This is a genomic window from Xanthomonas sp. NCPPB 1754 (assembly GCF_041475725.2).
Taxonomy (GTDB): domain Bacteria; phylum Pseudomonadota; class Gammaproteobacteria; order Xanthomonadales; family Xanthomonadaceae; genus Xanthomonas; species Xanthomonas euvesicatoria.
In genome coordinates, this window is sequence record NZ_CM192982.1 from 4,651,741 (window position 1) to 4,673,854 (window position 22,114).

The window sequence follows — 22,114 nt, forward strand, 5'->3', positions numbered from 1 at the left end:
GGCGTGACGCAACGTCAGGCCGGGCGCGGCTCGCCTATTATAGGGAGTGTCACCGCCATCAGGGTCGCATCGTCCGGATCCGGGCGCACGCCAAAGCCCAGGCTCTGGCACATCGCCAGCATGGTGCGGTTCTCGCGCAGCACCTGGCCTTCGATCTGTTTGAGGCCCAGCCAGCGCGCGTACTCGATCATGATGCGCATCAGCTGCCAGCCGATGCCGTGGCCCTTGAGGTCCGAGCGGATCAGGATGCCGTACTCGCCGCGCTGGTAATCGGCATCGGCGTGCAGGCGCACCGCGCCGAGCATGTCGCCGGTCTTGGGGTCGATGGCCACCAGCGCGATGGAGCGGGCGTAATCGAGCTGGGTCAGCCGAGCAATGAATTCATGGCTGAAATGCTTGACCGACTGGAAGAAGCGCAGGCGCAGGTCTTCGTCGGTGACGCGGGCGAAGAAGGCGCGGAACAGCGCGTCGTCTTCCGGGCGCACCGGGCGCACCAGCGCATGGGTGCCATCGCCCAGGCCGATCTGGCGCTCCCATTCCTTGGGGTACGGGAAGATCGCAAAGCGCGGATGGCCGCGGCCCTTGTGCAGCTTGCGCGCCGGCGCCACCGCCACGCGGGCGGCCAGCGCAATCACCCCATCGCGGTCGGCCAGCAGCGGGTTGATGTCCAGCTCGGTGATTTCGGGGATGTCGGCGGCCAGCTGCGCCAGCTTGACCAGCACCAGCGCCACCGCACGCTCGTCGGCGGCCGGCACGTCGCGGTAGGCCTTGAGGATGCGCGAGACGCGGGTGCGGCCGATCAGTTCGTGGGCCAGGCGCAGATCCAGCGGCGGCAGGGCCAGCTCGCGGTCGTTGATGACTTCCACTGCGGTGCCGCCGCGCCCGAACACGATCGCCGGGCCGAACACCGGGTCGTCGGCGATGCCGGCGATCAGTTCGCGCGCCTTGGGCCGCAGCACCGTGGGCTGCACGATCACCCCTTCGATCACTGCATGGGGATGCGCGGCGCGCGCACGCGCCAGGATGCCGGTGGCCGCTTCGCGCACCGCCGCCACGCTGGACAGGTTCAGGCGCACGCCATCCACGTCGGACTTATGCGCGATCTCGCTGGACAACACTTTCAATGTCACGGTGCGGCCGACGGCCAGCAACGGGTCGGCCAGCAATGCGGCCTCGTTGGCGCTGGCGGCCACCTGCAGCGGTACGACCGGGATGCCGTAGGCGGCCAGCAGGCGGTTGGTGGCGACCGGGTCCAGCCAGCGCCGGCCGGCCGCCAGCGCCTCTTCCACCAGCGTGCGCGCGATGCCGGCATCCACGACGAAGTCTTCCGGCAGGCTGGGCGGGGTTTCCATCAGCGCCGCCTGCGCCTCGCGGTAGCGCACCAGGTGGGTGAAGCCACGCACCGCATCCGATTCGGTGGCATAGGTGGGCACGCGTGCGGCGTTGAGCGCGGCGATCGCCGCATCGTCCTGGCCCAGCCACACCGCAAACACCGGTTTGTCGCGCTGGTAGCGGTTGCGCTGGTCCAGCGCGCGGGTCAACGCCTTGGCCGCATCGGCCGAGGAGGTGAACGCGGTGGGCACATTGACCACCAGCAGCGCGTCGTTTTCCGGATCGTCCAGCAGCGCTTCGATCGCTGCGGCATAGCGCGCGCCGTCGGCGTCGACAATGATGTCGACCGGGTTGCTGCGCGACCAGCCTTCCGGCAGCGATTGATCGAGTTTTTCCAGCGTCTTGGGCGACAACTCGGCCAGGGTGCCGCCACGCAACACCAGCTGGTCCACCGCCAGCTGCCCCACCCCGCCGCCGTTGCTCAAAATGGCCAGGCGCCGGCCCGGGAAACTGCCGAGCCGGCCCAGCGTTTCGGCGGCGGCGAACAGCTCGTCCAGCGCGCCCACCCGCAACAGCCCGGCGCGTGCGAACGCCGCGCCGTACACCGCGTCCGAACCGGCCAGCGCCTGCGCGTGGGTGTCGGCATTGGGATTGATGCGGTACTGGCGGCCGGATTTGACCACCACGACGGGCTTGGCGCGCGCGGCGGCACGTGCGGCCGACATGAACTTGCGCGCATCGCCGATGCGTTCGACGTACAGCAGGATCGCGCGAGTGCGGTAGTCGGTGGCGAAGTAGTCGAGCAGATCGCCGAAATCCACGTCCAGCGTATCGCCCAGCGACACCACCGCCGAAAACCCGACCGAGCGCGCCACACCCCACTCCACCAGCGCGGCGGCAATGGCGCTGGATTCGGAAATCAACGCCAGGTCGCCGGCCTGCGGGCAATGCGCGGCGATGCTGGCATTGAGCCGCGCATGCGGGGCGATCACGCCCAGGCAGTGTGGGCCGAGGATGCGCATGCCCTTGGCGCGCGCGGCCGACTCCATGCGCGCGGCCGGCGAGCCGGGGCCGCTGCCCAGGCCGGCGGTGAGGATGATGGCGGCCGCCACACCACGCCGCGCGGCGATGGAGACGATGCGCGGCACGATGCGCGCCGGCGCTGTAATCACCACCAGGTCCGGTACCCACGGCAGATCGGTCAACCGCGCCACCGTGCGCACGCCATCGATCTCGCTATAGCGCGGGCTCACCCAACCGATCCGGCCGGGAAACCCGGCCGCGCGCAGGTTGCGCACCACCGCCCGCCCGGCCGAGCGCTCGCGCGGGCTGCCGCCCACCACCGCGACGGTGCTGGGACGAAAGACCTGCTGCAGGTGGTACGTACTCATCGGACGGGGGACGCGAATGCCATCGCGCTACGGTACACGCACTGGCGTTTCAGGGCATGGGGTGACGGATGCATGCGCACGTGCATGCATCCGTGATTACCCGAGCGCGAGGCCTCTACAACAGCGTGCCGCTCAAGATCAGCGCGGCGATGCTGAAATAGATCACCAGGCCAGTGACATCCACCAGCGTGGCGACGAAGGGCGCCGAGGCGCTGGCCGGGTCGAAGCCGAAGCGTTGCAACACGAACGGCAGCATCGAGCCGGACAGCGAACCGAAGGTGAGGATGCCGATCAGCGCCGCGCCGATGGTCAGCGCCACCATCTGCCAGTGCGGGCCATAGTCGTACAGGCCGGCGGTCTGCCAGATGGTGATGCGCACGATCGCCAGCACGCCCAGGATCGCGCCCAGGGTCAGGCCGGTGGGCAGTTCGCGCAGCGCCACTTTCCACCAGTCGCGCAGGCGGATTTCGCGCAGCGCCAGCGAGCGGATCAGCAGCGAGGTGGCCTGCGAGCCGGAATTGCCGCCCGAGCTCATGATCAGCGGGATGAACAAGGTCAGCACCACCGCCTTGGACAGCTCGTCCTCGAAGTGCTGCATCGCGCTGGCGGTGAGCATTTCGCCCAGAAACAGCACGCTCAGCCAGCCGGCGCGTTTCTTGATCATCTGGCCGAAGCCAATCTGCATGTACGGCTTGTCCAGCGCTTCCATGCCGCCGAACTTGTGCACGTCTTCGGTGGATTCGGCGATGAGCGCATCGAGCACATCGTCCACGGTGACGATGCCGAGCACGTGGCCGCGCGCATCCACCACCGGGATCGCCAGCAGGTCGTGGCGACGGATCAGCCGTGCCACTTCTTCCTGGTCCAGTGCCGGGTCCACGGTGACCGGGGGATTGACCTGCGCCACGTCCAGGATCGGCGCCTCCGACGCGCCGGTGATCAGGCGGCGCATGGTCACCACCTGCTGCAGCACGCGGGTGTGCGGGTCGAGCAGATAAATCGCGTAGACGGTCTCGCGGCTGCGCTCCACTTCGCGGATGTGCTGCAGGGTGCGGCCCACCGTCCAGTCCGACGGCACGGCCACGAACTCGGTGGTCATCAGCGCGCCGGCGGTGTTGGGCGGGTAGCGCATCAGCGCCTGGATCGACAGCCGCGCCTCGGCACTGAGCAGCCACAGCAGCGGCTGGCGCTGCTCGGCATCCAGGCCATGGAAGATATCGGTGGCGCGGTCGTCGGCCATCTGGCCAAGCAGCGTGGCGGCCTGCTCGGCCGGCAGCGACGCCACCAGCATGCTGGCATCGCGCAACTCCGGCTGTTCGAGCAATTTCACCGCGCGCAGCAAAGGCAATGCGGCCAGCACCTGCGCCGCGTCGTCGCGGTCGAGGGTGTTGAGATATTCCACCGCATCGGCCGTATTGAGTTCGGCCAGGGGTGCGGTCAGTGCATCGACGCCTTCGGCAAGGCGCAGGGTTTGGTCGTACATGGTGGTTCGCCTGGTGACGACCGTCGTCGATGACAGCCGGCGAACCTGGGCCTCAGGCGCGCGCCAGCTGGGTCATCGACCCGGGTCTAGGGTGACTGTCGCTGGACATGGGGAAGGGCTCCAAAGGTGCGTACCGACCGGTGATCCGGGCGATGGCGCGGCGCAGTCTGCGCGCCTGAGTCGGCTTGGTCAATGCCCTGCGCGCAGGCCGCTTAAAGCGCGTTATGCACGTTGAGACGAGATGCGTTGGCGGGCAGCGGTGCGGAGCGGGTGCTGCGTGGCCGGCTTGACTGCCGCCAAGGCCAGCGGCACGGCGCCCGCTGCGTGCCGCTGGCGGCCAACCCTCCGGGAAGCGCCCTGTGGCGTGCCGGCGCAGGGGGTTGCGCAGCGTTGCGGAAAGGCTGGGACGCTCGCGCGGCGATACGCCAATGCGTGCCGGGCAGGCGGGTTGCCAGGTGCCGATGCACCGCCGAGATGGCGCCGCGCAACCGCCTGTCGCCGCGCCGTGCTGACCGTCACAGTTCATTGCTACAGTCCGCTTCCCGCAGCGCCCGATGCGTTGCTCTTACGCGATGGCATCGGCCATCGCATCCACGCAGTGCGTTTTCCTTCCGGAGTTTGTGCATGCCCGTTTCAAGGTCGCTTCTGTTACGTCGCATCAGCCCGCTGTGCCTGTGCATCGCCGCCGGATGGGGCGCGGTGGGCATGGCGCAAACCGCACTGCCCGAGAGCACTCCGGTGCAGGCGCACGAGACCGCGCCGCACAGCGGGCACGAATGGGGCTATACCGGCCCGGAAGGTGCCGAGCATTGGGCCGAGCTGGCCAAGGAAAATGCGCTGTGCGGCAATGGCCAGCAGAACAGCCCCATCGACCTGAAAGGCGCCATCGACGCCAACCTGGGCACGCTGCTGTTGAGCTACAGCGCGGTGCCGCTGGTCGTGCGCAACACCGGCCATTCCATCCCGCTGGATCTGCACGACGGCGGCACCATGGCGATCGGCGGCAAGCAGTATCAAGCGTTGCAACTGCACTTCCATCACCCCAGCGAGCACCTGTTGAACGGCCGGCGTTTCCCGATGGAGGCGCATCTGGTGCACCAGGGCCCGGACGGCACGCTGGGCGTGCTGGCGATCTTCTTCGAAACCGGCAAGGCCAACCCGGCGTTCCAGCGGGTGCTCGACGCCATACCCAAGGACAAGGACCAGACCCGGCAGGTCACCAACGCAACGGTGAGTGCCGAGGCGTTTCTTCCGCCGAGCAATCAACGCAGCTTCTATCGCTACGAAGGCTCGCTGACCACGCCGCCGTGCAGCGAAACGGTGGACTGGGTGGTGCTCAGCCAGCCGGTGCAGGTGTCGGAGGCACAGATCAACGCGTTCGAACGCGTGTACCCGTTCAATGCGCGCCCGCTGCAGCCGCTGGATCGGCGTTTTCTGCTTAAAAGCCGCTGATTGCTCGCACGGAGTGTCGACCGCGTGCGGTGCCATGCACTGCATGCGCACTGACCGTGCAGGCGCAGGCGGTGCCGGACTGATCCGCGCGCACATCCGCAGATAGGTGCCGGGCCGCATCGCGCAGCGCGCGTCGTCGCCGTGCAGATGGCACACGCGTGCGCGCAGGCCAACGGGGCTGCGCGGCATAATGCGTGCCTCAATGGAGAGTACGCATGCATAGCGGTGGTCTGGAACTGGCCTTGGTGCTGATGCTGGCCGCCATCGTGGCAGTGCCGGTGTTCAAGCGCTTCGGCCTGGGTGCGGTGTTGGCCTACCTGGTCGCCGGCGTGGTGCTCGGGCCCGATGGCGTGGGCGTGGTGCAGGATGCCGAACGCATCAGCGGCGCGGCCGAGATCGGCGTGGTGATGTTGCTGTTCGTGATCGGGCTGGAACTGTCGCCGGCGCGCCTGAAGGTGATGCGCCATTCGGTGTTCGGCGCTGGCGCCACCCAGGTGCTGGTGACGGCGGTGATCCTGGGCGGTTTGTTGATGGCAGCCCAGCTGGGCTGGAAGAGCGCGTTGATCGTCGGCGTGGCGCTGGCGCTCTCCTCCACCGCGGTGGGGCTGCAATTGCTGGCCGAACGCAAGGCGCTGAGCAGCGACTACGGGCGGCTGGCGTTTGCCATCTTGCTGTTCCAGGATCTGATTGCGATCCCGTTGCTGGCGGCCATCCCGCTGCTCGGCGGCAGCAAGAATGCAACGCTTCAATGGCAGGACGTGGCCAAGGCGATGGCGGCCCTGGCGCTGGTGATCGTGTGCGGGCGCTTTGTGTTGCGTCACCTGTTCAACGTGGTGGCGCGTACGCGCATGCCGGAGGTGTTCACCGCCAGCGCCTTGCTGGTGGTGCTGGGCACCGCCTGGATCATGCAGGAGGCCGGATTGAGCGCCAGCCTGGGCGCCTTCATCGCCGGCGTGTTGCTGGCCGATTCGGAATTCCGCCACGAACTGGAATCGCAGATCGAACCGTTCGAAGGCTTGCTGCTGGGCCTGTTCTTCATCTCGGTGGGCATGGGGATCGATCTCCAGCGCGTGGCGGCCGAGCCGTGGTTGATCGCAGCAGGCGTGGCGATGTTGCTGGTGGTGAAGTTCTCGCTGCTGGTGGGTATCGGCAGCGTGGCCAAGCTACCGCTGCGCAGCAGCCTGATGCTGGGCAGCGTGCTGTGGCTGGGCGGCGAATTCGCCTTCGTGGTGTTCAACGAAGCCGACCGCGTGGGCCTGCTGGAGCCGGCCAATCACGACCGGCTGGTGGCCATCGTGGGCGTGTCGATGGCACTGACCCCGCTGTTGCTGCTCGGCATGCAGCGCATCCTCAACGGGCCGCTGCGCGTGCGCGCGCCCAAGCCTGATCGCCCGTACGACACCATCGATGCACAGACCCCCAAGGTGCTGGTCGCCGGCATGGGCCGCTTCGGCCAGGTGGTCGCGCGCCTGCTCACCGCACGGCATGTGCCGTTCGTCGCGCTGGAACACAACCCGGACACGGTGGAAGACCTGCGTCGGTTCGGCAGCCAGCTGTATTACGGCGACCCCACCCGCCCCGAGCTGCTGCGCGCTGCCGGTGCCGAGCGCATCAAGGTGTTCGTGATCGCGGTGGACGACCCGGACACCAACATCAAGACGGTGCGGCTGATCCGTCGCCTGTACCCGCAAGCCACCGTGCTGGCGCGTGCGCGCAACCGCCAACATGCCTGGAAACTGATGGACCTGGGCGCAGAACCGTTCCGCGAGGTCTTCGCCTCCAGCCTGGAGCTGAGCGAACGCGTCCTCACCTCGCTCGGCCTGGGCGAAGCCCTCGCACACGATCACGTCAAACGCTTCCGCCAGCACGACGAAGACCTGCTACGCCGCCAGCACCTGGTCTACGACGACGAAGCCAAGGTCATCCAGACCTCGCGCGATGCACGTGCCGACCTGATGAACCTGTTCGAAGCCGACGTCAAGGCGGATGTGGATGGGGAACCTGCACCCACCACGCAGGACCGCTGAGCTCTTCCGAAGGAACGCGCCCGCGCGCGAACAGGCGTTAACGGAAAGCCCGCCGCGCGCGGGCATGCTCCTACATTTGCAGCGAGTGCATGCCGCTCGCATCCTCAGCGGCGTGGCGTACGCGCTGCGGTTCTGCTCACCGATTTCTTCGCTGCACCGTTGCCCGCCGCAGTCTTGCTCACCGTCTTGGCGGCGGTTTTTGCGACCTTGCTGGTGGCGCGTTTGCGCACCGCTTTCTTGGCCGCGCTGCCAGACAACGTCGCCGCATCCTGCGAGGACTTCGCTGTAGCGGCGGACGCGCGTCTGGCAGACGCCCTGGTGACTTTCTTGGCCGGTGCCTTGCCGACCTTGCTTGCCGTCTTCCGGGTGGCGTTCTTCACCGGCGTCGCAGCACCAGCACGCGCTTCTGGGGGGCGGCGCGGCGGCGGTTTGCGGCCGGGCGTGAGGGCGCGCCAGGCGTGTCCGCCGTTCATGGCCAGCAATGCGTCGGCGGCCGAGGGGCCGGCGCTGCCGGCGGCGTAGTTAGGGAAGTCGCTGGGCGGTTGTTTCCATGCATCCAGGATCGGTTGCACGATGCGCCATGCGCCTTCCACCATCGCCGCATCCTGGAACAGGCCGGCCTCGCCGTTCATGCAGTCCTGCAGCAGGCGCTCGTAGCCCACCGTGTATTCCTTGGGGAACCAGTCGCGGTAGCGGAAGTCCATGCGCACCGGTGCCAGCGCCACCTGCGCGCCCGGGCGCTTGACGTCGAACTGCAGCGAGATGCCCTCGTCCGGCTGGATATGCAGCACCAGCCAGTCGGGACCGTAGCCGCCCACCTCGGTGCTGCGGAACGGCGCCAGCGGCGCGGGCTTGAAGCGGATCGCGATCTCGGTGGTACGTTCGCGCAGGCGTTTGCCAGTGCGCAGGTAGAACGGCACGCCGGCCCAGCGCCAGGTGTCTACCTGCAGTTTCATCGCCACATAGGTTTCGGTGTCCGAATCGTCGGGCACGGTGTCTTCTTCGCGATAGCCCGGCACCGCATTGCGATTGACCGCGCCGGAGGCATATTGCCCACGCACCACATCTTCGGGCCTGATCGGGCGCACCGCCTCGATCACTTCGGCGCGACGGCGATGCATCGCCTCGGTCGTGAACGCCGCCGGCGGTTCCATCGCAATCATCGCCAGCAACTGGAACAGATGGTTCGGCACCATGTCGCGCAGGCAGCCGGTAGCGTCGTAGAACCGCCCGCGCCCTTCCACGCCGATGGTTTCGGCCGCGGTGATCTGCACATGGTCGATGCGGTCGCGATTCCACACCGGCTCGAACAAGCCGTTGGCGAAACGGAACGCGAGAATGTTCTGCACGGTTTCCTTGCCCAGGAAATGATCGATGCGGAACACCTGATCTTCGTGCAGCACCTTGGCGACCGTGGCATTGAGATGCTGGGCGCTGGGCAGATCGTGGCCGAAGGGTTTTTCCACGATCACCCGGCGCCAGCCTTCGCCTTCGCGTTGCCTGACCAGGCCAGCCTCGCCCAGGTTGAGCAATACCGGCTCGAAGAAGCGCGCGGCGGTGGCCAGATAGAACAGCACATTGCCCTGCGTGCCGTAGCGCTTGTGCAACTTGTCCAGCACGCCGCCCAGCGATCGGTAGGCTCCCTGATCGGTGAAGTCGCCGCGCAGGTAATGCATGCGCTCGCGCAACCAGTCCCAGGTGGCGGTATCGAATTCGTCGGTCTGGAATTCGGCATCGCGACTGCTGAGCAGCTGCGTCATCGACTGCCCCATGTTGGTCCGCCACACGCGTTCGCTGATGTCGCCATGGTCCATGCCGACAATGGCGAACTCATCGCCCAGCGCACCGGAACGGCGCAGGTTGTACAGCGCCGGCATGACCAGGCGCTTGGTCAGATCGCCGCGTGCGCCGAACACCACGATGATGCACGGCGGTGTGGTTGCTTGCTCACTCATGGATGCGTTTCCTTTTCGCCCATGCGTCCATGCAGGCGCAATGCCGCATTGACCAGGGCCACGTGGGAATACCCTTGCGGGAAGTTGCCGAGCATGCGTTTGCTGCGCGGATCGTATTCTTCGGCGAGCAGACCGACGTCGTTGCAGAGCCCGAGCAGACGTTCGAGCAGCGCACGCGCCTGGTCGGTGCGGCCGAGCAATGCATAGTTTTCCACCAGCCAGAAACTACAGGCCAGGAAGGTGCCCTCGCCAGCCGGCAAACCGTCGGCGCTGTCGTCGGCGCGATAGCGCTCGACCAACCCGTCGATGGTCAGATCGCGCGCGATCGCATCGGCGGTGGCGGCGATGCGCGGATCGTCCGGCGGCAGAAAACCCACGATGGGGATCAGCAGCAGCGAAGCGTCCAGCCGGTCCGAGCCATAGCTCTGCACGAAGTGACCGTCCGGATGCACGCCTTTTTCCAGGACTTCGGCTCGAATCTCTTCGGCAATGCGGCTCCAGTGCGCGCGTTTTTCTGCGTCTGCATTGGTGATGCCATCGCGCGCGCCGCAGTCGAAGGCCAGCCAGGCCATCACCTTGGAATGCACGAAGTGGCGGCGCTCGTCGCGGATTTCCCAGATGCCCTCATCGGGTTCGCGCCACAGGGTTTCCAGCGTTTCCAGAATCTTTTCCAGCAGCGACGCAGACGATCCGTCGTCGTCGGACGGCAGGCCCACGCCCTTTTCGCGGGCGTAATGGAACGCGCCGATCAACTCGCCATACACATCGAGCTGGAACTGATCCACCGCGCCGTTGCCGATGCGCACCGGGCCGGAATGTTCATAGCCGGGCAGCCAGTGCGCTTCCCATTCCTGCAAGCGGCGCTCACCGGCAATGCCGTACAGCGCCTGCAATTGATCCGGCGAACCGGCAATGGTGCGTTGGACCCAATCGCGGAAGGCTGCCGCTTCGTCGCGGTACCCGGCCTGCAACAACGCGATCAGCGTGAACACCGAATCGCGCAGCCAGCAATAGCGGTAGTCCCAGTTGCGGGTACCGCCCAGGTGCTCGGGCAACGAGGCAGTGGGCGCGGCGACAATGCCGCCGGTGGGCAGATAACTCAGCCCCTTCAACACCACCAGCGAGCGGCGCACCTGCTCGGTCCACGGCCCGACATCGGTACAGCGGCGCGCCCAGCCGTGCCAGAACGCGGTGGTGCGTTGCAGCGCCTGTTCGGCGTCGATCAAGGGCGGCGTGGCTTGATGCGAGGCGCCGTGGCTGAGCAGAAACCAGGTGCTTTCGCCCTCACGCAGGGTGAAGTCGGTTTCGGTGCCCATGTCCTGGCCGCGCAGCGTTTGCGGCGAACGCAATGCAAGTTGGTCGGGGCCGGCGATGGCGCGGATGCCATCGACGATGCGCGTCACCCATGGCACCGTGCGGCCGTAGTTGAAGCGGAAGGTCAGGCGCATGTGCATCGGCACGCTGCCCTGCACGCAGCGCACGATACGCACCAGATGCTGATGGACTTCGCCGTTTTCGCTGGCGACCATGAAATCGATCAGTTCCACCGCGCCGCTGTCGGTGATCATGCGCGTGCACAGCACCAGGCTATCGTCCTGGTAGGCGCGCTCGCTGCGGAAGTCGGCAGCCGGCGACAACGCCCATTGCCCGTGTTGTTCCTCGCCCAGCAAGGCAGCGAACACCGCATCGGAATCGAAGCGTGGCAGGCACAGCCAGTCGATGGTGCCGCGATGGTCGACCAGGGCCGCGCTGTGGCAGTTGCCCAGCATTGCGTGGTCCTCGATACGCACGCTCATTGGTTGGGCGCTTCCTTCCGGCGAAAGAACGCGCAGTCTTGCATGGGCCGTGTCGGGATCAGGTTACGACTGCGCCGGTAAACCCAGCAGCGGTGGCACCGTGTGTTCCAGGCGGCGTACCAGTGCCGGGTGCATAGACGCATCCTCGTCGGGACGCTGCAGGCAGATCACCCGGCGGTGGCGTAGGTGCGCGGCGACGCTCCATGACCAGCACCACCTCTGCCTCCTGTAATAGCCCTGGGGTGACCTGCACTTGCGCATCGGCCGCCAGCCGGCCGATTGCGCCTGCACGCCGGGCCAGCGGCGAAGACGCGCTCGGCGGTGAGGCTGCGCAGGCGGGTGCGGCTGCACACGAACGGCACCCGCAGCGGTTACCCGACGCGCTGGTTCAGCGGCCTTCGCGCAGGAAGCGCGCCATCGAAGAGACGCCCGGCAGCGCGGGTTCGAACTGGCCGGCCACGTCGATGAAGCCGCGCATGATGGCGATTTCCCGCGGGGTACGGTTGAGCGCATCGCGGCGGTCGGCATCGGCACCGGCCCGCAGCAGGCGCTGCACCAGCAGCGGCAGGCCGTGCAGTGCAGCCAGATGCAGCGGGCCGAAGCCGCGCTGGTCGGCCACATCCAGCGAGACATCTTCGTCGAGCAGGCGTTCGACGCCGGCCAGCACCACCTGCTCGTCGCAGGAGGTACCCGGTTCGGCACGCGCGCCCAGCAACAGCAGCAACGGGCTGACCCGGCCACCGGCCAGGTAGTCCGGGTCGGCACCGGCCAGCAGCAAGGTATCCAGCAGGGCCAACAGGCGGTTCTTGTCGCGCGCGGTGAAGCCGTACAACGCCGCGCAATGCAGCGGCGCCAGCCCCTGATTGTCGGTGGCGTGCACGTCGGCCGCGGCGGTGAGCAGGCGCGCCACGATGTCCGGCAGGCCCAACGCGCAGGCCAGCATCAGCACGGTCACCCCGCCCGGCAGGCGGTGTTCGATCTGCGCACCGGCCTGCAGCAAGGCGGCCACGATCTCGGTCTGGCGCATGCTCACGGCCGCCGACAACGGCGTGGCGCCGCTGTTGGCCGCGCGCTGCGGATCGGCGCCGCGGCCGAGCAGATGCGTCACCACGCCAAGATGGCCACCACCGGCAGCACGCAGCAGTGCGGTGCAGCCTTGCGCGTCGACGGCGTCGACGGCGAGGCCGAGATCGATCAGGCGACGCACCGCATCGGTATCGCCGGTCATCGCGGCGGCCGGCACATCCGCTTCGCGCAGCGTGCGGCGCGGCAGCGACCAGATGCGCCAGTCCAGCCAGTCGGCCAGATCGCGGCGGCCGATCGACAGCGCCACGCCCAGCGGGGTCTGCCCGTCGGCAGCGCGCGCTTCCGGCGAGGCGCCCTGCTTGACCAGCAGTTTCAGCGAGGCATCGCGGCCCAGCGCGGTGGCCAGATGCAGCGCGGTCATGCCGTGGCTGTCGCGCGCTTCGCGGTCCACGCCATGTTCCAGCAACCACTGCTGCAGGCGCAGCCAGCCCAGCCGCACCGCCAGCGACAACGGCGGATCGCCGGCAGCCGACGGAGCGAAGGGGTCGGCGCCACGTTCGAGCAGTTCCAGCGCGAACTGTTCCAGCCCGCGCGATGCCGCATCGTGCTGCACGCAGGCACTCAGCAGCCGGGTCAGGCCACCGGCGCCTGCCGGCGAGACGCCATGCCGCAGCAACGCCTGCAGCGCCGGTACCGCCTCCACGCCGCGCGAGAGCAGCGCAAACATCGGGACATCGCCGCAGGCGTCGCGCACTTCGGCATCGGCGCCATGGCGCAGCAGCCAGTCGACCGCCTCGGCGTTCAAGGCCAGATGCGCATCGTGCAGCAGGCCGCCTAGTTCTTCCGGGGCGCATAGCCGCGCCAGCGCGACCAGACCGTCGCGCTGCCCGAGCTGCAGGCCTTCGCGCAGCAGCACCAGCGGCGGGCGATCGGGCAGCACGGCAACGCCAGGCGCCTCGCCCTGCGCGTCGCTGACCGCGGCCGGCAACGGGTAAGCGGGATCGAGCAGCTGCACGATCGCCCAACGTCCGGCCTCGGCGGCCACATCCACCGCGCGGCGACCGTGCGCATCCACGCTGTCGGCAGGTACCTGCAGGTCCAGCAGGCGGCGGATCAGCGCCGGCGACACATTGTCGGCGGCGCAGGCCAGCATCAACGCGTTGCGGCCGTCGCCATCGATGGCCAGCACATCGGCCTTGCGCGCGACCAGGCGTTCGAGCACGGCGCTGCGTGCCTGGCGCGCGGCATCCAGCCACGGCGTGCGGCCCAGCAGATCGCGCGCTTCCAGATTTGCTCCGGCCGACAACAGTGCCTCGACGATGTCGCCGTGGCCGGCCAGCGCGGCTTCGTGCAGCGCACTGCGACGCTGGCGATCGCGCGCATCCACACGCGCCTTGTGCTTGAGCAGCAACTGCACGCCGGCCGGGTCGTCTTCTTCGGTACCGGCTGCCGCCAGCAGCACCGGGGCGCCGCCCTCCGGTTCGGACTGCGCGCCGCGCTCCAGCAGGAATTTGGCCAGCCGCCAGTTGCCGACCTGACAGGCCATCGCCAACGGCGAATGGCCTTCGTTGTTGAGCGCGTCGAGCTCGGCGGCGGCATCGCGCAACAGCGCGGCCACGCCCGGGTCGGAACTGCGCACGGCGTGATGCAAGGGGGTGTTGCCGTCGTTGTCGCTGGCGCGCGGGTCGGCGCCATTGGCCAGCAAGGTCATCACCGCATCCGGGCGGCCGTGCCAGCTGTCGCGGGTGGCGGCCAGCAAGGGGGTCATGCCGCGATGCGGTTGATTGACGTCGACGCGGCGCACGATCAACTCACGCAGCAGGCGCAGATCCGGCAATACGGCCGCCAGCGCCGGCAGGCTGCGTTGATCGCGCCATTCCGGCAGCGGCAACGCCTGCGGGTCGGCACCGGCCTCGAGCAATTGCAGCGCGCGGTCCACCCGGCCACTGCGCGCGGCCTCGAAGAGTTCGGGCACCAGCTGATGCCGGGCCACCGGTTCCAGCGGGCGCGGTTCGGCGGCGGCTTCGGAGAAGAAATCGGCGGCCTGGCGCGTATGCGGCGCATCGCTGCGCATGGGTGCGGCGGTGCGTTGCAGCAGCAGATGGGCCACCGGCAGCAGCACACCGGCAGCCACCGCCAAGCCCCAGCGCAGGCCGCCGGACAACCAGCCCGGCCAGGCCAGCACCACGGCCAGGGTGCACACTGCCAGCACCAGTGCAGCCGCCAGCAGGCCGCGCCAGGCATGCAATTCCTGCGCGGCCAGCGCCTGCCAGCGTGGCGCCAGCGCGCCGCCGTCGCGTTCCACTTCGCCCCACAACGGCCAGGTCCGCCACAGCCCCAGCAAGGCCGCGCTGACTGCGACGCTCAGCGCCAGCGCGGCCGCCAGGCTGCCGCTGTCGCGCAGGGCGGTCAGCGGCCAGCTGATCAGCGCAGCCAGCGCCAGCAGGCCCACGCCCCAGATGGCCAGCAACGGCGGCAGCGCCTGCGCGACCGCGCGCGGCTGGCCCGGAACTGCGCGCGTCCCACGTGCCCACGACACCGCCAGCGCGAACGCCGGCTGCGCCAGCCACAAGCTCAGCGCAGCAACCACGCCGCCAATGCCACCGAGCAGGCAGAGCACCACGCCAGCCGCACCGGCCAGCGTTGCGGCGCGCATCCGTGCGCCACGCACAGGCTCAGTCATGGTCGCACTCGCCTGCGAGCACGATGGTCTTGGGCAATTGCAGATAGAAGCCGTGCTTGCCCAGCGCCTCGCGCACCGTGGCCGCGTCGGCCTGCGCCAGCCGGCGCTCCGGCGTCAACGCCACATCCAGCACGAACGTCAACGGCGCCAGCTGCGCCTGCACGGCGGCAGGAAGACCGGAGAAATCGTCACGTGTGGCGAGATAGACGAAGGTGTCCTGCTTGCGTTGGCTTTTATAGACGTAGGCGTGCATGCGCGCGTGGTCGCGCTCGGAAGAGAGATGTGTCGCGCCGATTGTGTCGCAATTGCGGCGACGGCGAAAGCGCGGCCTGTGCGAAAAATCCCAGCCGCGTCAGCGACATGACGGTGACGTTCAGTTGCGCCGTCCACGGGACCCACGCGCGCCATCGATATACTGACCGCACTTTTTGCCAGCCAGACCATCGTGAGCCAAGCGCAGCATTCGTCCCAGATGGCCCCGGTTGCCGTCACCGCGTTCACTTCCACCACCGCACTCGGTGCCGGGCTTGCCGCCCAGGCCGCCGCGTTGACCGCCCGACGCAGCGGCCTGCGTCGCAACGATTTCGGGCCGCAACCGCTGCTGCCCTGCTGGGTCGGGCGCGTCGATGGCGTTGAAGAGGTTGTGCTGCCCGATTCTCTGCACGCGTGGGATTGCCGCAACAACCGCCTGGCCTGGCTGGCCCTGCAGCAGGACGGGATGGCGCAGGCCGTGCAGGCCGCCGCGCAGCGCTACGGCGCCGAGCGGGTAGCGGTGATCATCGGCACCTCCACCTCCAGCATCGGCGCCAGCGAAGAAGCGTATACGCGGCTGGTCGACGACGCCGACGGCGCGCGCTTCCCCGAGGATCTGAATCGCCCGATCGTGCACACCCCGCATTCGCTGGGCGACTTCGTGCAGCACGCCACCGGCCTGCGTGGCCCGTGCGTGACCGTGGCCACGGCCTGTTCGTCCAGCGCCAAGGTGTTCGCCCAGGCGGCGCGGCTGATGGAGGCCGGCGTGATCGACGCGGCGCTGGTCGGCGGCGTGGACACCTTGTGCGGCAGCGTGCTGTTCGGCTTCAACTCGTTGCAGGTGGTGGCGCCGGAGATGTGCCAGCCGTTCGACGCGCGCCGGGTCGGCCTGAGCCTGGGCGAGGCCGGCGGCTTTGCGCTGCTCGAACGCCCGGCCGCCGCACCGGATGCCGCGCTGTGGCTGTACGGCTACGGCGAATCCAGCGACGCGCACCATATGTCGGCGCCGCATCCGCAAGGGCTGGGCGCGCAGCTGGCGATGCGCGGTGCGCTCGACCGCGCCGGTCTGGAGCCGGCCGCAGTGGGCTATCTGAATCTGCACGGCACCGCCACGCCGGCCAACGACAGCGTGGAAGCCGCCGCAGTGGCAGCGATCTTCCCCGGCACCTTGCACGCCAGTTCGACCAAGGCCTGGACCGGCCACACCCTGGGCGCGGCCGGCATCGTCGAATCGGTGATCGCACTGCTCGCGCTGCGCGACGAGGTGCTGCCCGGCACGCTCAACAGCGACATCCCCGACCCGGCCTGTGGCCCGCAAATCCGCTTCGACAACGCCCATGCCCGCATCGATTACGCCATGAACAACTCCTTCGGCTTTGGCGGCAACAACTGTTCGCTGCTGTTCGGGCGGGCCCGCTGATGCTGACCGCGACCATCGAAGGGATCGGCTTCTGGACCCAGGGTCTGCCCAACTGGGACGCTGCCAGCGCCTTCGCGCGCGGCGGCGCCCTGCAGGAAACCCCCGCCCGCCCGGCGCCGCAGCTGCTGGCCGCCAACGAACGCCGGCGTGCGCCGGATACGGTGGCCGTGTCGCTGGAAGCCGCGCTGGCCGCCTGTAACGCCGCAGGCCGCGACCCGGCCAGCCTGCCGTCGATCTTTACCTCGACCTACGGCGACTTGGCCATCTCCGACTACATGTGCACCACGCTGGCCAGCGATCCGTTGGCGATTTCGCCAACCAAGTTCCACAACTCGGTGCACAACGCCGCCGCCGGCTACTGGACCATCGGCGCCGGTGCGATGACCCCGGCCACGGCGATGAGCGCCAGCCTGGGCAGCTTTGCGCAAGGCCTGCTGGAAGCGCTGGTGCAACGCGCTGCCGGCGCCCAGGCCGTGCTGCTGGCCAGCTACGACGCCCGCTCGGTCGGGCCGCTCGGGCGCGTCGCCCCCAGCCAGGGGCTGCTGGGTAGCGCGCTGGTGCTGGGCGCCCCCGGCCAGGCCGGCAAGCCGCAACTGCACGCACATCTGGACGACGGCGCTCCCTCGCCCGGCGATGGCGCGCTGGCGCGCCACATCGCCGGCAATGCAATGGCGCCGATGCTGCCGCTGCTGGACCTGTTGGCCGGCAATGGCGGCAGCGTGGCGCTGTATGCCACGCCGGGCCGGGTGCTGCGCGTGGAGGTCCGGCAATGAGCCGGCAACCGCTGAGCCGCGAGGACACCGCCATCCTGGTGCCGGCCTTGAACGAGGCGCTGCGCATCCGCGAAGTGGTCGCCGACGCGCTGACCTATTGCGCGCACGTCATCGTGATCGACGACGGCTCCGACGACGGCACCGCCGAGTGCATCGCCGGCATGCCGGTCACGCTGATCCGTCACCCGCAGCGCATGGGCAAGGGCGCGGCACTGCGCAGTGGCTTTGCCGAAGCACAGCGGCTTGGCATGCGCGCGGTGATGACCATGGACGGCGATGGCCAGCACAAGGCGGCCGATTTCCCGCGCCTGCTGGCCGCCGCCAACCGCCACCCAGGCTGCGTGATCATCGGTGCGCGCATGCGCAAGCGCGCCACCCAGCCCACCATCCGCCGCATCGGCAATGATTTCGGCGACTGGGGCATTGCCTGGGGGTGCGGCTTCGGCCTGATCGACAGCCAAAGCGGCCAACGCTTGTATCCGGCCTCGGTGTTCACCCTGCCCAACGTGCCCGGCGAGGGCTTCGTGTTCGAAGCGCAGCTGCTGATTTCGGCCGCGCGCCAGGCTGGCGCGCGCGTGGTCGCCGTGCCGATCGAGACCCGCTACGCCGGTACCTCGCCTGGCACCTTCCGCAAGAGCCATTTCCGGCTGGTGCGCGACCTGTGGAATATCACCTCGCACGTGGTCAAACAGGTCTGGGCATACGGCCATGTGTGGCGCGAATATCGCCGCGTGCGCGCCAACCCGGTGATCGTTGACGATCCCGATGGCGAATTTGCTACTGTCCCCGCGGTCACCAAGAGCAATCACTCCTCATGAATGCACAGCGCGCCGATGTCGTGATCACCGGGGGCGGCCTGGCTGGCCTGAGCCTGGCCCTGCAACTGAAGCAGCGCGATCCGCAGCTTGCCATCACCGTGCTGGAACGGCGCGCGCATCCGGTCCGCGAGGCCGCGTTCAAGGTCGGCGAATCCACGGTGGAAATCGGCGCGCATTATTTTGCCGACGTACTGGGCCTGCGCGAGCATCTGGAGACCGAGCAGATCCGCAAGTTCGGTTTCCGGTTCTTCTTCTCCGACCAACGCCACGACATCGACCGCTGCACCGAACTGGGCGTGAGCAAGATCCTGCCCACGCCGTCGTGGCAGATCGACCGCGGCCGCTTCGAAAATTTTCTGGGCGAACGCGCGCGTGCCCAGGGCATTGCCTTCATCGACAGCTGCAGCGTCAAGGGCGTGGACCTGTCCGAAGACGACAGCGACCACGCCGTGCGCTTCGAACGCGACGGCACGCCAGGCACGCTGGGTGCGCGCTGGGTGGTGGATGCCAGCGGACGTGCCGGCCTGCTCAAGCGCAAGCTCGGTCTGGCGCAGAACAACGAGCACAACGCCAATGCAGTGTGGTGGCGCGTGGAAGGCCTGATCGACCCCAACGGCTGGTCGCAGGACAGCAGCTGGCTGCAACGCTGCACGCCGCCGGACCGCTGGCGTTCGACCAATCACATGTGCGGGCCCGGCTACTGGTTCTGGCTGATCCCACTGTCGTCGGGTGCGCATTCGCTGGGCATCGTCTGCGATGCAGACCTGCATCCGCTGGAGAGCATGAACACCCACGAGAAGGCGATGACCTGGCTGCGCACGCATCAGCCGCAGGTGGCCGCCACGCTCGACCAGGCCGATTACCGGTTGCAGGACTTTCTGTTCCTGCGCAACTTCTCGTATGGCTGCAAGCAGGTGTTCTCGTCGCAGCGCTGGGCACTGACCGGCGAAGCGGGCGTATTCCTGGACCCGTTCTATTCGCCGGGCAGCGACTTCATCGCCATCTCCAACACCTACATCTGCGAATTGATCGGCCGCGACCGCGCCGGCAAGTCGCTCAGCCCGTACGTGGAGCTGTACCAGCAGCTGTATTTCTCGTTCTACGAAAACACGCTGACGCTGTATCAGGATCAGTACGCGCTGTTCGGCGACGAGCAGGTGATGCCGGTCAAAGTGATCTGGGATTACACCTATTACTGGTCGTTGCTGGCACCGCTGTTCTGCAGCGGGCGCATCGCCCATCTCAGCCTGCTCTCGCGCATGAAGAACGACTTCCTGCACGCGCGCGACATGAACATGGCAATGCAGCAGGTGCTGCATGCATGGGGCGTGCGCAATACCGCCCAGGGCATCGCCGCCGGCAGCGGACGACTGCTGGACCAATACCTGATCGGCTGGTTCAACGAACTCAATGGCGCCTTGAACGACACACGCGACGATGATGCGTTTGTCGCACGCATCCACGGCAATGTCGCGCAGATGGCGGTCCTGGCGCGCGAGATCCTGCAACAGGCACGTCAACGCTACGCCGACCTGCCGGACTACGGTCTGGAGGCGTTGACTGCCGGCGCCGACGGCGAGGCTATTCTTACCGCAACCTGGTACGCCGACGCGGCGTGAGGCCTACAGAATTAGGTGTGCGCCATGAAACTTACCTGTTTCGCTATATCGATTGCGCTTAGCACACCGACTTATGCTGCGGAGATTGCCTCATGCTCAAATCCCGCAGGAAAAGGCTACTACGCCGAAACAGGCATCATCACGGCAAAAGACAGCGGCTGGAACGATGAAAGGATCACAGGCGGTCTGACCAAGCTCTCAAAGCAGGGGGACGATTACGATCTGATTTATGTAGATGTTCGCCAGGAGATAGTGTCAGCTCGTGAGGAAGGAGCACGGATAATGCTTCTGAGCCGAGGCATCAGTTCGTTATCCGTTCTGGTTGTTTATCCAGGGAAGACGGCCGAGGTTTACACCTTTCTCAAGACATCCTCAGGAAAGCTGGAATACATCCACACGCTTAGTCGTGCTGGTGATGAGGTCCTCATTACCAAGGCATCCGTGATGCGCGGGGAATGTCGCTACATCAACTTCGATGCAATTTAGGGCGGCTACCAAAACGTAGCGAGCAGTCGCCAGGTGGGCGTGGACGGCGCACAGGAACCGGAGTGTACGAGTTGTACATGAGGATTCCGAGCACCGGCCGCGCCCGCCTGGCGGCTGCGCAGTAGTTTTGGTAGTCGCCCTCAGCCCATCCCACCATTGACGCCGATCACCTGGCCATTGATGTAACCGGCCGCGTCCGAGCACAAAAAGGCGACCAGCGCGGCCACTTCATCGGGCTTGCCGACGCGGCCGGCCGGCACCAATTGCTTGATCACCTCCGGCGCGAAACTGTCGCCAACCATGTCGCTATCGATCACACCCGGCGCGACCACATTCACTGCGATACCGCGGCTGGCCATTTCGCGCGAGAGCGACTTGCTGGCGCCGTGCAACGCCGCCTTGGCGGCGGCGTAGTTGGTCTGCCCGCGGTTACCCAGCACGGCCGCCACCGACGACACGCTGACGATGCGGCCCCAACGCGTGCGCGCCATCGGCAGCAGCAACGGCTGGGTGACATTGAAAAAACCGTGCAGCGACACGTCGATGACGCGGTGCCACTGCTCGGCATTCATGCCTGCCATCGGCGCGTCGTCATGGATGCCCGCGTTGTTGACCACGATCTGGATCGGGCCAGCGTCCAGCAAGCTCTCCAGCGCCGCCGAACTTGCCTGCGCGTCGGCCACATCGAAGGCCACTGCCTGTGCGCTGCCGCCATCGGCCACGATCGCGGCAACCACCTCGTCCGCACGCACCAGGTGGCGGTTGGCGTGCACGATGACATGCCGGCCCTGCGCAGCCAGGTGGCGGCAGATCGCACCGCCAAGATCGCCGCTGCCGCCGGTAACAAGTGCGCGTCTTGCAGCTGAGTTCATAAGCCACGAACCATATGAGCAGAGAAGGAGCGTTATCGTAGATCAAGCTGCCCGTTGAAGGACGGACTCTTGGTACTTCTCGCGTATTTGCCTGACCATGCCGCAAATCCGATCGCTGCCGCTTGAGCGCTTTCGAATCCGGCTGGTAGCTTTCGAACACGGGCGGCGATGAACGAAACGAGATGAATGCAGTGAACTTGGCGGGCCTTGGCAAGCAAGGCGAGGACGCGATGAATGCATGGCTGCAGCTGCATGGCTTCAGCTATGTGGCCATTTGCCAAGCGCCAGACACCTTCGCGCCGTTGTTCGGCACAGCGGTCAAACGGCCGGATTTCCTGCTGCTGCTGGAGTCGATCGGCTTGATCGCCATCGACGTCAAGAACCGCAACAGGTACAAGAAAACCTGCTACAGCCTGCCCTATGAGGATGAACTCAGACGCGCGGTGGCGTTTGAGCGGCTGTTCCGCATTCCGGTCTGGTACGCCTATTTCAATCGCGAAGACGCTGGCCAGTCCTTCCATTGGATCAGCGCCTTAAAGGCACTCGAAGTCGGCGAAATCAAGACGCCGCACGATGGCAGTGCGGAATTCCTGTCGATCGGTCTGGAGCATTTCGAGCATCTGCACAGCGGCGGCGACATCGCGCGGCTGTATGCGCATCGCCTGCCCGGCGTCGGCAATCTGAGCGCGCTGATCGCGGCGAAGACACCCGTCAATCCCTGAGCGCAGG

General features: G+C 67.4%; 15 protein-coding genes, 1 other RNA gene and 1 pseudogene. 8 read left to right on the forward strand and 9 right to left on the reverse strand.

All coding sequences use genetic code 11. From position 1 onward, the window contains the following. Positions 1 to 14 precede the first annotated feature (14 nt). Positions 15 to 2,723 carry a bifunctional acetate--CoA ligase family protein/GNAT family N-acetyltransferase gene (locus tag ACCQ15_RS20080; RefSeq protein ID WP_372380977.1) on the reverse strand — a complete coding sequence of 903 codons (2,709 nt, stop codon included), beginning with the start codon at positions 2,721 to 2,723 and terminating at the stop codon, positions 15 to 17. Positions 2,724 to 2,838: 115 nt separating this feature from the next. After that, positions 2,839 to 4,206, reverse strand: coding sequence for a magnesium transporter (mgtE, locus tag ACCQ15_RS20085; protein ID WP_372380978.1), 1,368 nt, complete (start codon positions 4,204 to 4,206; stop codon positions 2,839 to 2,841). A gap of 624 nt (positions 4,207 to 4,830) precedes the next feature. On the opposite strand from mgtE, the gene ACCQ15_RS20090 reads away from it, so the two are divergent. Both ACCQ15_RS20090 and ACCQ15_RS20095 read left to right on the forward strand, forming a co-directional pair. Next, positions 4,831 to 5,658: a carbonic anhydrase gene (locus tag ACCQ15_RS20090; protein WP_372380979.1), complete on the forward strand. Its 828-nt coding sequence runs from the start codon at positions 4,831 to 4,833 to the stop codon at positions 5,656 to 5,658. 215 nt (positions 5,659 to 5,873) lie between these two features. Then, positions 5,874 to 7,685 (forward strand): monovalent cation:proton antiporter-2 (CPA2) family protein, encoded by a 1,812-nt coding sequence (locus ACCQ15_RS20095; protein ID WP_277575371.1) that lies wholly within the window; start codon positions 5,874 to 5,876, stop codon positions 7,683 to 7,685. Between the two features lie 104 nt (positions 7,686 to 7,789). Here ACCQ15_RS20095 and zwf read toward each other — a convergent pair whose 3' ends face one another. The 5 genes and pseudogenes from zwf to ACCQ15_RS20120 all read right to left on the reverse strand — a co-directional run bounded on the left by zwf (position 7,790) and on the right by ACCQ15_RS20120 (position 15,398). Further along, positions 7,790 to 9,640, reverse strand: coding sequence for a glucose-6-phosphate dehydrogenase (gene zwf / locus ACCQ15_RS20100; protein ID WP_372168286.1), 1,851 nt, complete (start codon positions 9,638 to 9,640; stop codon positions 7,790 to 7,792). Further along, a complete protein-coding gene (locus ACCQ15_RS20105; protein ID WP_136732955.1) occupies positions 9,637 to 11,436 on the reverse strand; it encodes a glycoside hydrolase family 15 protein in 1,800 nt (599 codons plus the stop codon). The genes zwf and ACCQ15_RS20105 overlap by 4 nt, the downstream gene beginning before the upstream one ends. Positions 11,437 to 11,499: 63 nt before the next feature. Next, a pseudogene (locus ACCQ15_RS20110) lies at positions 11,500 to 11,798 on the reverse strand (phosphotyrosine protein phosphatase). Positions 11,799 to 11,824: 26 nt separating this feature from the next. Beyond that, complete coding sequence (locus tag ACCQ15_RS20115; protein WP_014091380.1) at positions 11,825 to 15,145, reverse strand: ankyrin repeat domain-containing protein; 3,321 nt, start codon at positions 15,143 to 15,145, stop codon at positions 11,825 to 11,827. Continuing rightward, the gene (locus ACCQ15_RS20120; protein WP_005914803.1) at positions 15,138 to 15,398 is read right to left on the reverse strand and encodes a YcgL domain-containing protein; all 261 of its coding nucleotides are present in this window, start codon (positions 15,396 to 15,398) and stop codon (positions 15,138 to 15,140) included. Before ACCQ15_RS20120 ends, ACCQ15_RS20115 begins: the two co-directional genes overlap by 8 nt. 219 nt (positions 15,399 to 15,617) lie before the next feature. On the opposite strand from ACCQ15_RS20120, the gene ACCQ15_RS20125 reads away from it, so the two are divergent. The 5 genes from ACCQ15_RS20125 to ACCQ15_RS20145 are packed head-to-tail and all read left to right on the forward strand — an operon-like array spanning position 15,618 to position 20,513. Then, the gene (locus tag ACCQ15_RS20125; RefSeq protein WP_014091381.1) at positions 15,618 to 16,817 is read left to right on the forward strand and encodes a beta-ketoacyl-[acyl-carrier-protein] synthase family protein; all 1,200 of its coding nucleotides are present in this window, start codon (positions 15,618 to 15,620) and stop codon (positions 16,815 to 16,817) included. Then, positions 16,817 to 17,590, forward strand: a complete 774-nt coding sequence (locus ACCQ15_RS20130) for a beta-ketoacyl synthase chain length factor (protein WP_014091382.1) — start codon at positions 16,817 to 16,819, stop codon at positions 17,588 to 17,590. Before ACCQ15_RS20125 ends, ACCQ15_RS20130 begins: the two co-directional genes overlap by 1 nt. Then, positions 17,587 to 18,408: a glycosyltransferase family 2 protein gene (locus tag ACCQ15_RS20135; protein WP_005914798.1), complete on the forward strand. Its 822-nt coding sequence runs from the start codon at positions 17,587 to 17,589 to the stop codon at positions 18,406 to 18,408. Before ACCQ15_RS20130 ends, ACCQ15_RS20135 begins: the two co-directional genes overlap by 4 nt. Next, positions 18,405 to 20,027 (forward strand): NAD(P)/FAD-dependent oxidoreductase, encoded by a 1,623-nt coding sequence (locus ACCQ15_RS20140; RefSeq protein ID WP_372380980.1) that lies wholly within the window; start codon positions 18,405 to 18,407, stop codon positions 20,025 to 20,027. Before ACCQ15_RS20135 ends, ACCQ15_RS20140 begins: the two co-directional genes overlap by 4 nt. A 24-nt stretch (positions 20,028 to 20,051) precedes the next feature. Next, the gene (locus ACCQ15_RS20145; RefSeq protein ID WP_031424760.1) at positions 20,052 to 20,513 is read left to right on the forward strand and encodes a hypothetical protein; all 462 of its coding nucleotides are present in this window, start codon (positions 20,052 to 20,054) and stop codon (positions 20,511 to 20,513) included. A 3-nt stretch (positions 20,514 to 20,516) separates the two neighbouring features. On the opposite strand, the gene ACCQ15_RS20150 is transcribed toward ACCQ15_RS20145, so the two are convergent. Together ACCQ15_RS20150 and fabG are read right to left on the reverse strand one after the other, a co-directional pair. Continuing rightward, positions 20,517 to 20,592: non-coding RNA, sX9 sRNA (locus ACCQ15_RS20150), on the reverse strand. A 61-nt stretch (positions 20,593 to 20,653) separates the two neighbouring features. After that, positions 20,654 to 21,385: a 3-oxoacyl-ACP reductase FabG gene (gene fabG, locus ACCQ15_RS20155; protein WP_372359209.1), complete on the reverse strand. Its 732-nt coding sequence runs from the start codon at positions 21,383 to 21,385 to the stop codon at positions 20,654 to 20,656. A gap of 182 nt (positions 21,386 to 21,567) precedes the next feature. Here fabG and ACCQ15_RS20160 point away from each other — a divergent pair, with 182 nt between their 5' ends. After that, a complete protein-coding gene (locus ACCQ15_RS20160) occupies positions 21,568 to 22,107 on the forward strand; it encodes a hypothetical protein (RefSeq protein WP_277569175.1) in 540 nt (179 codons plus the stop codon). The last annotated feature ends 7 nt before the right edge of the window (positions 22,108 to 22,114 follow it).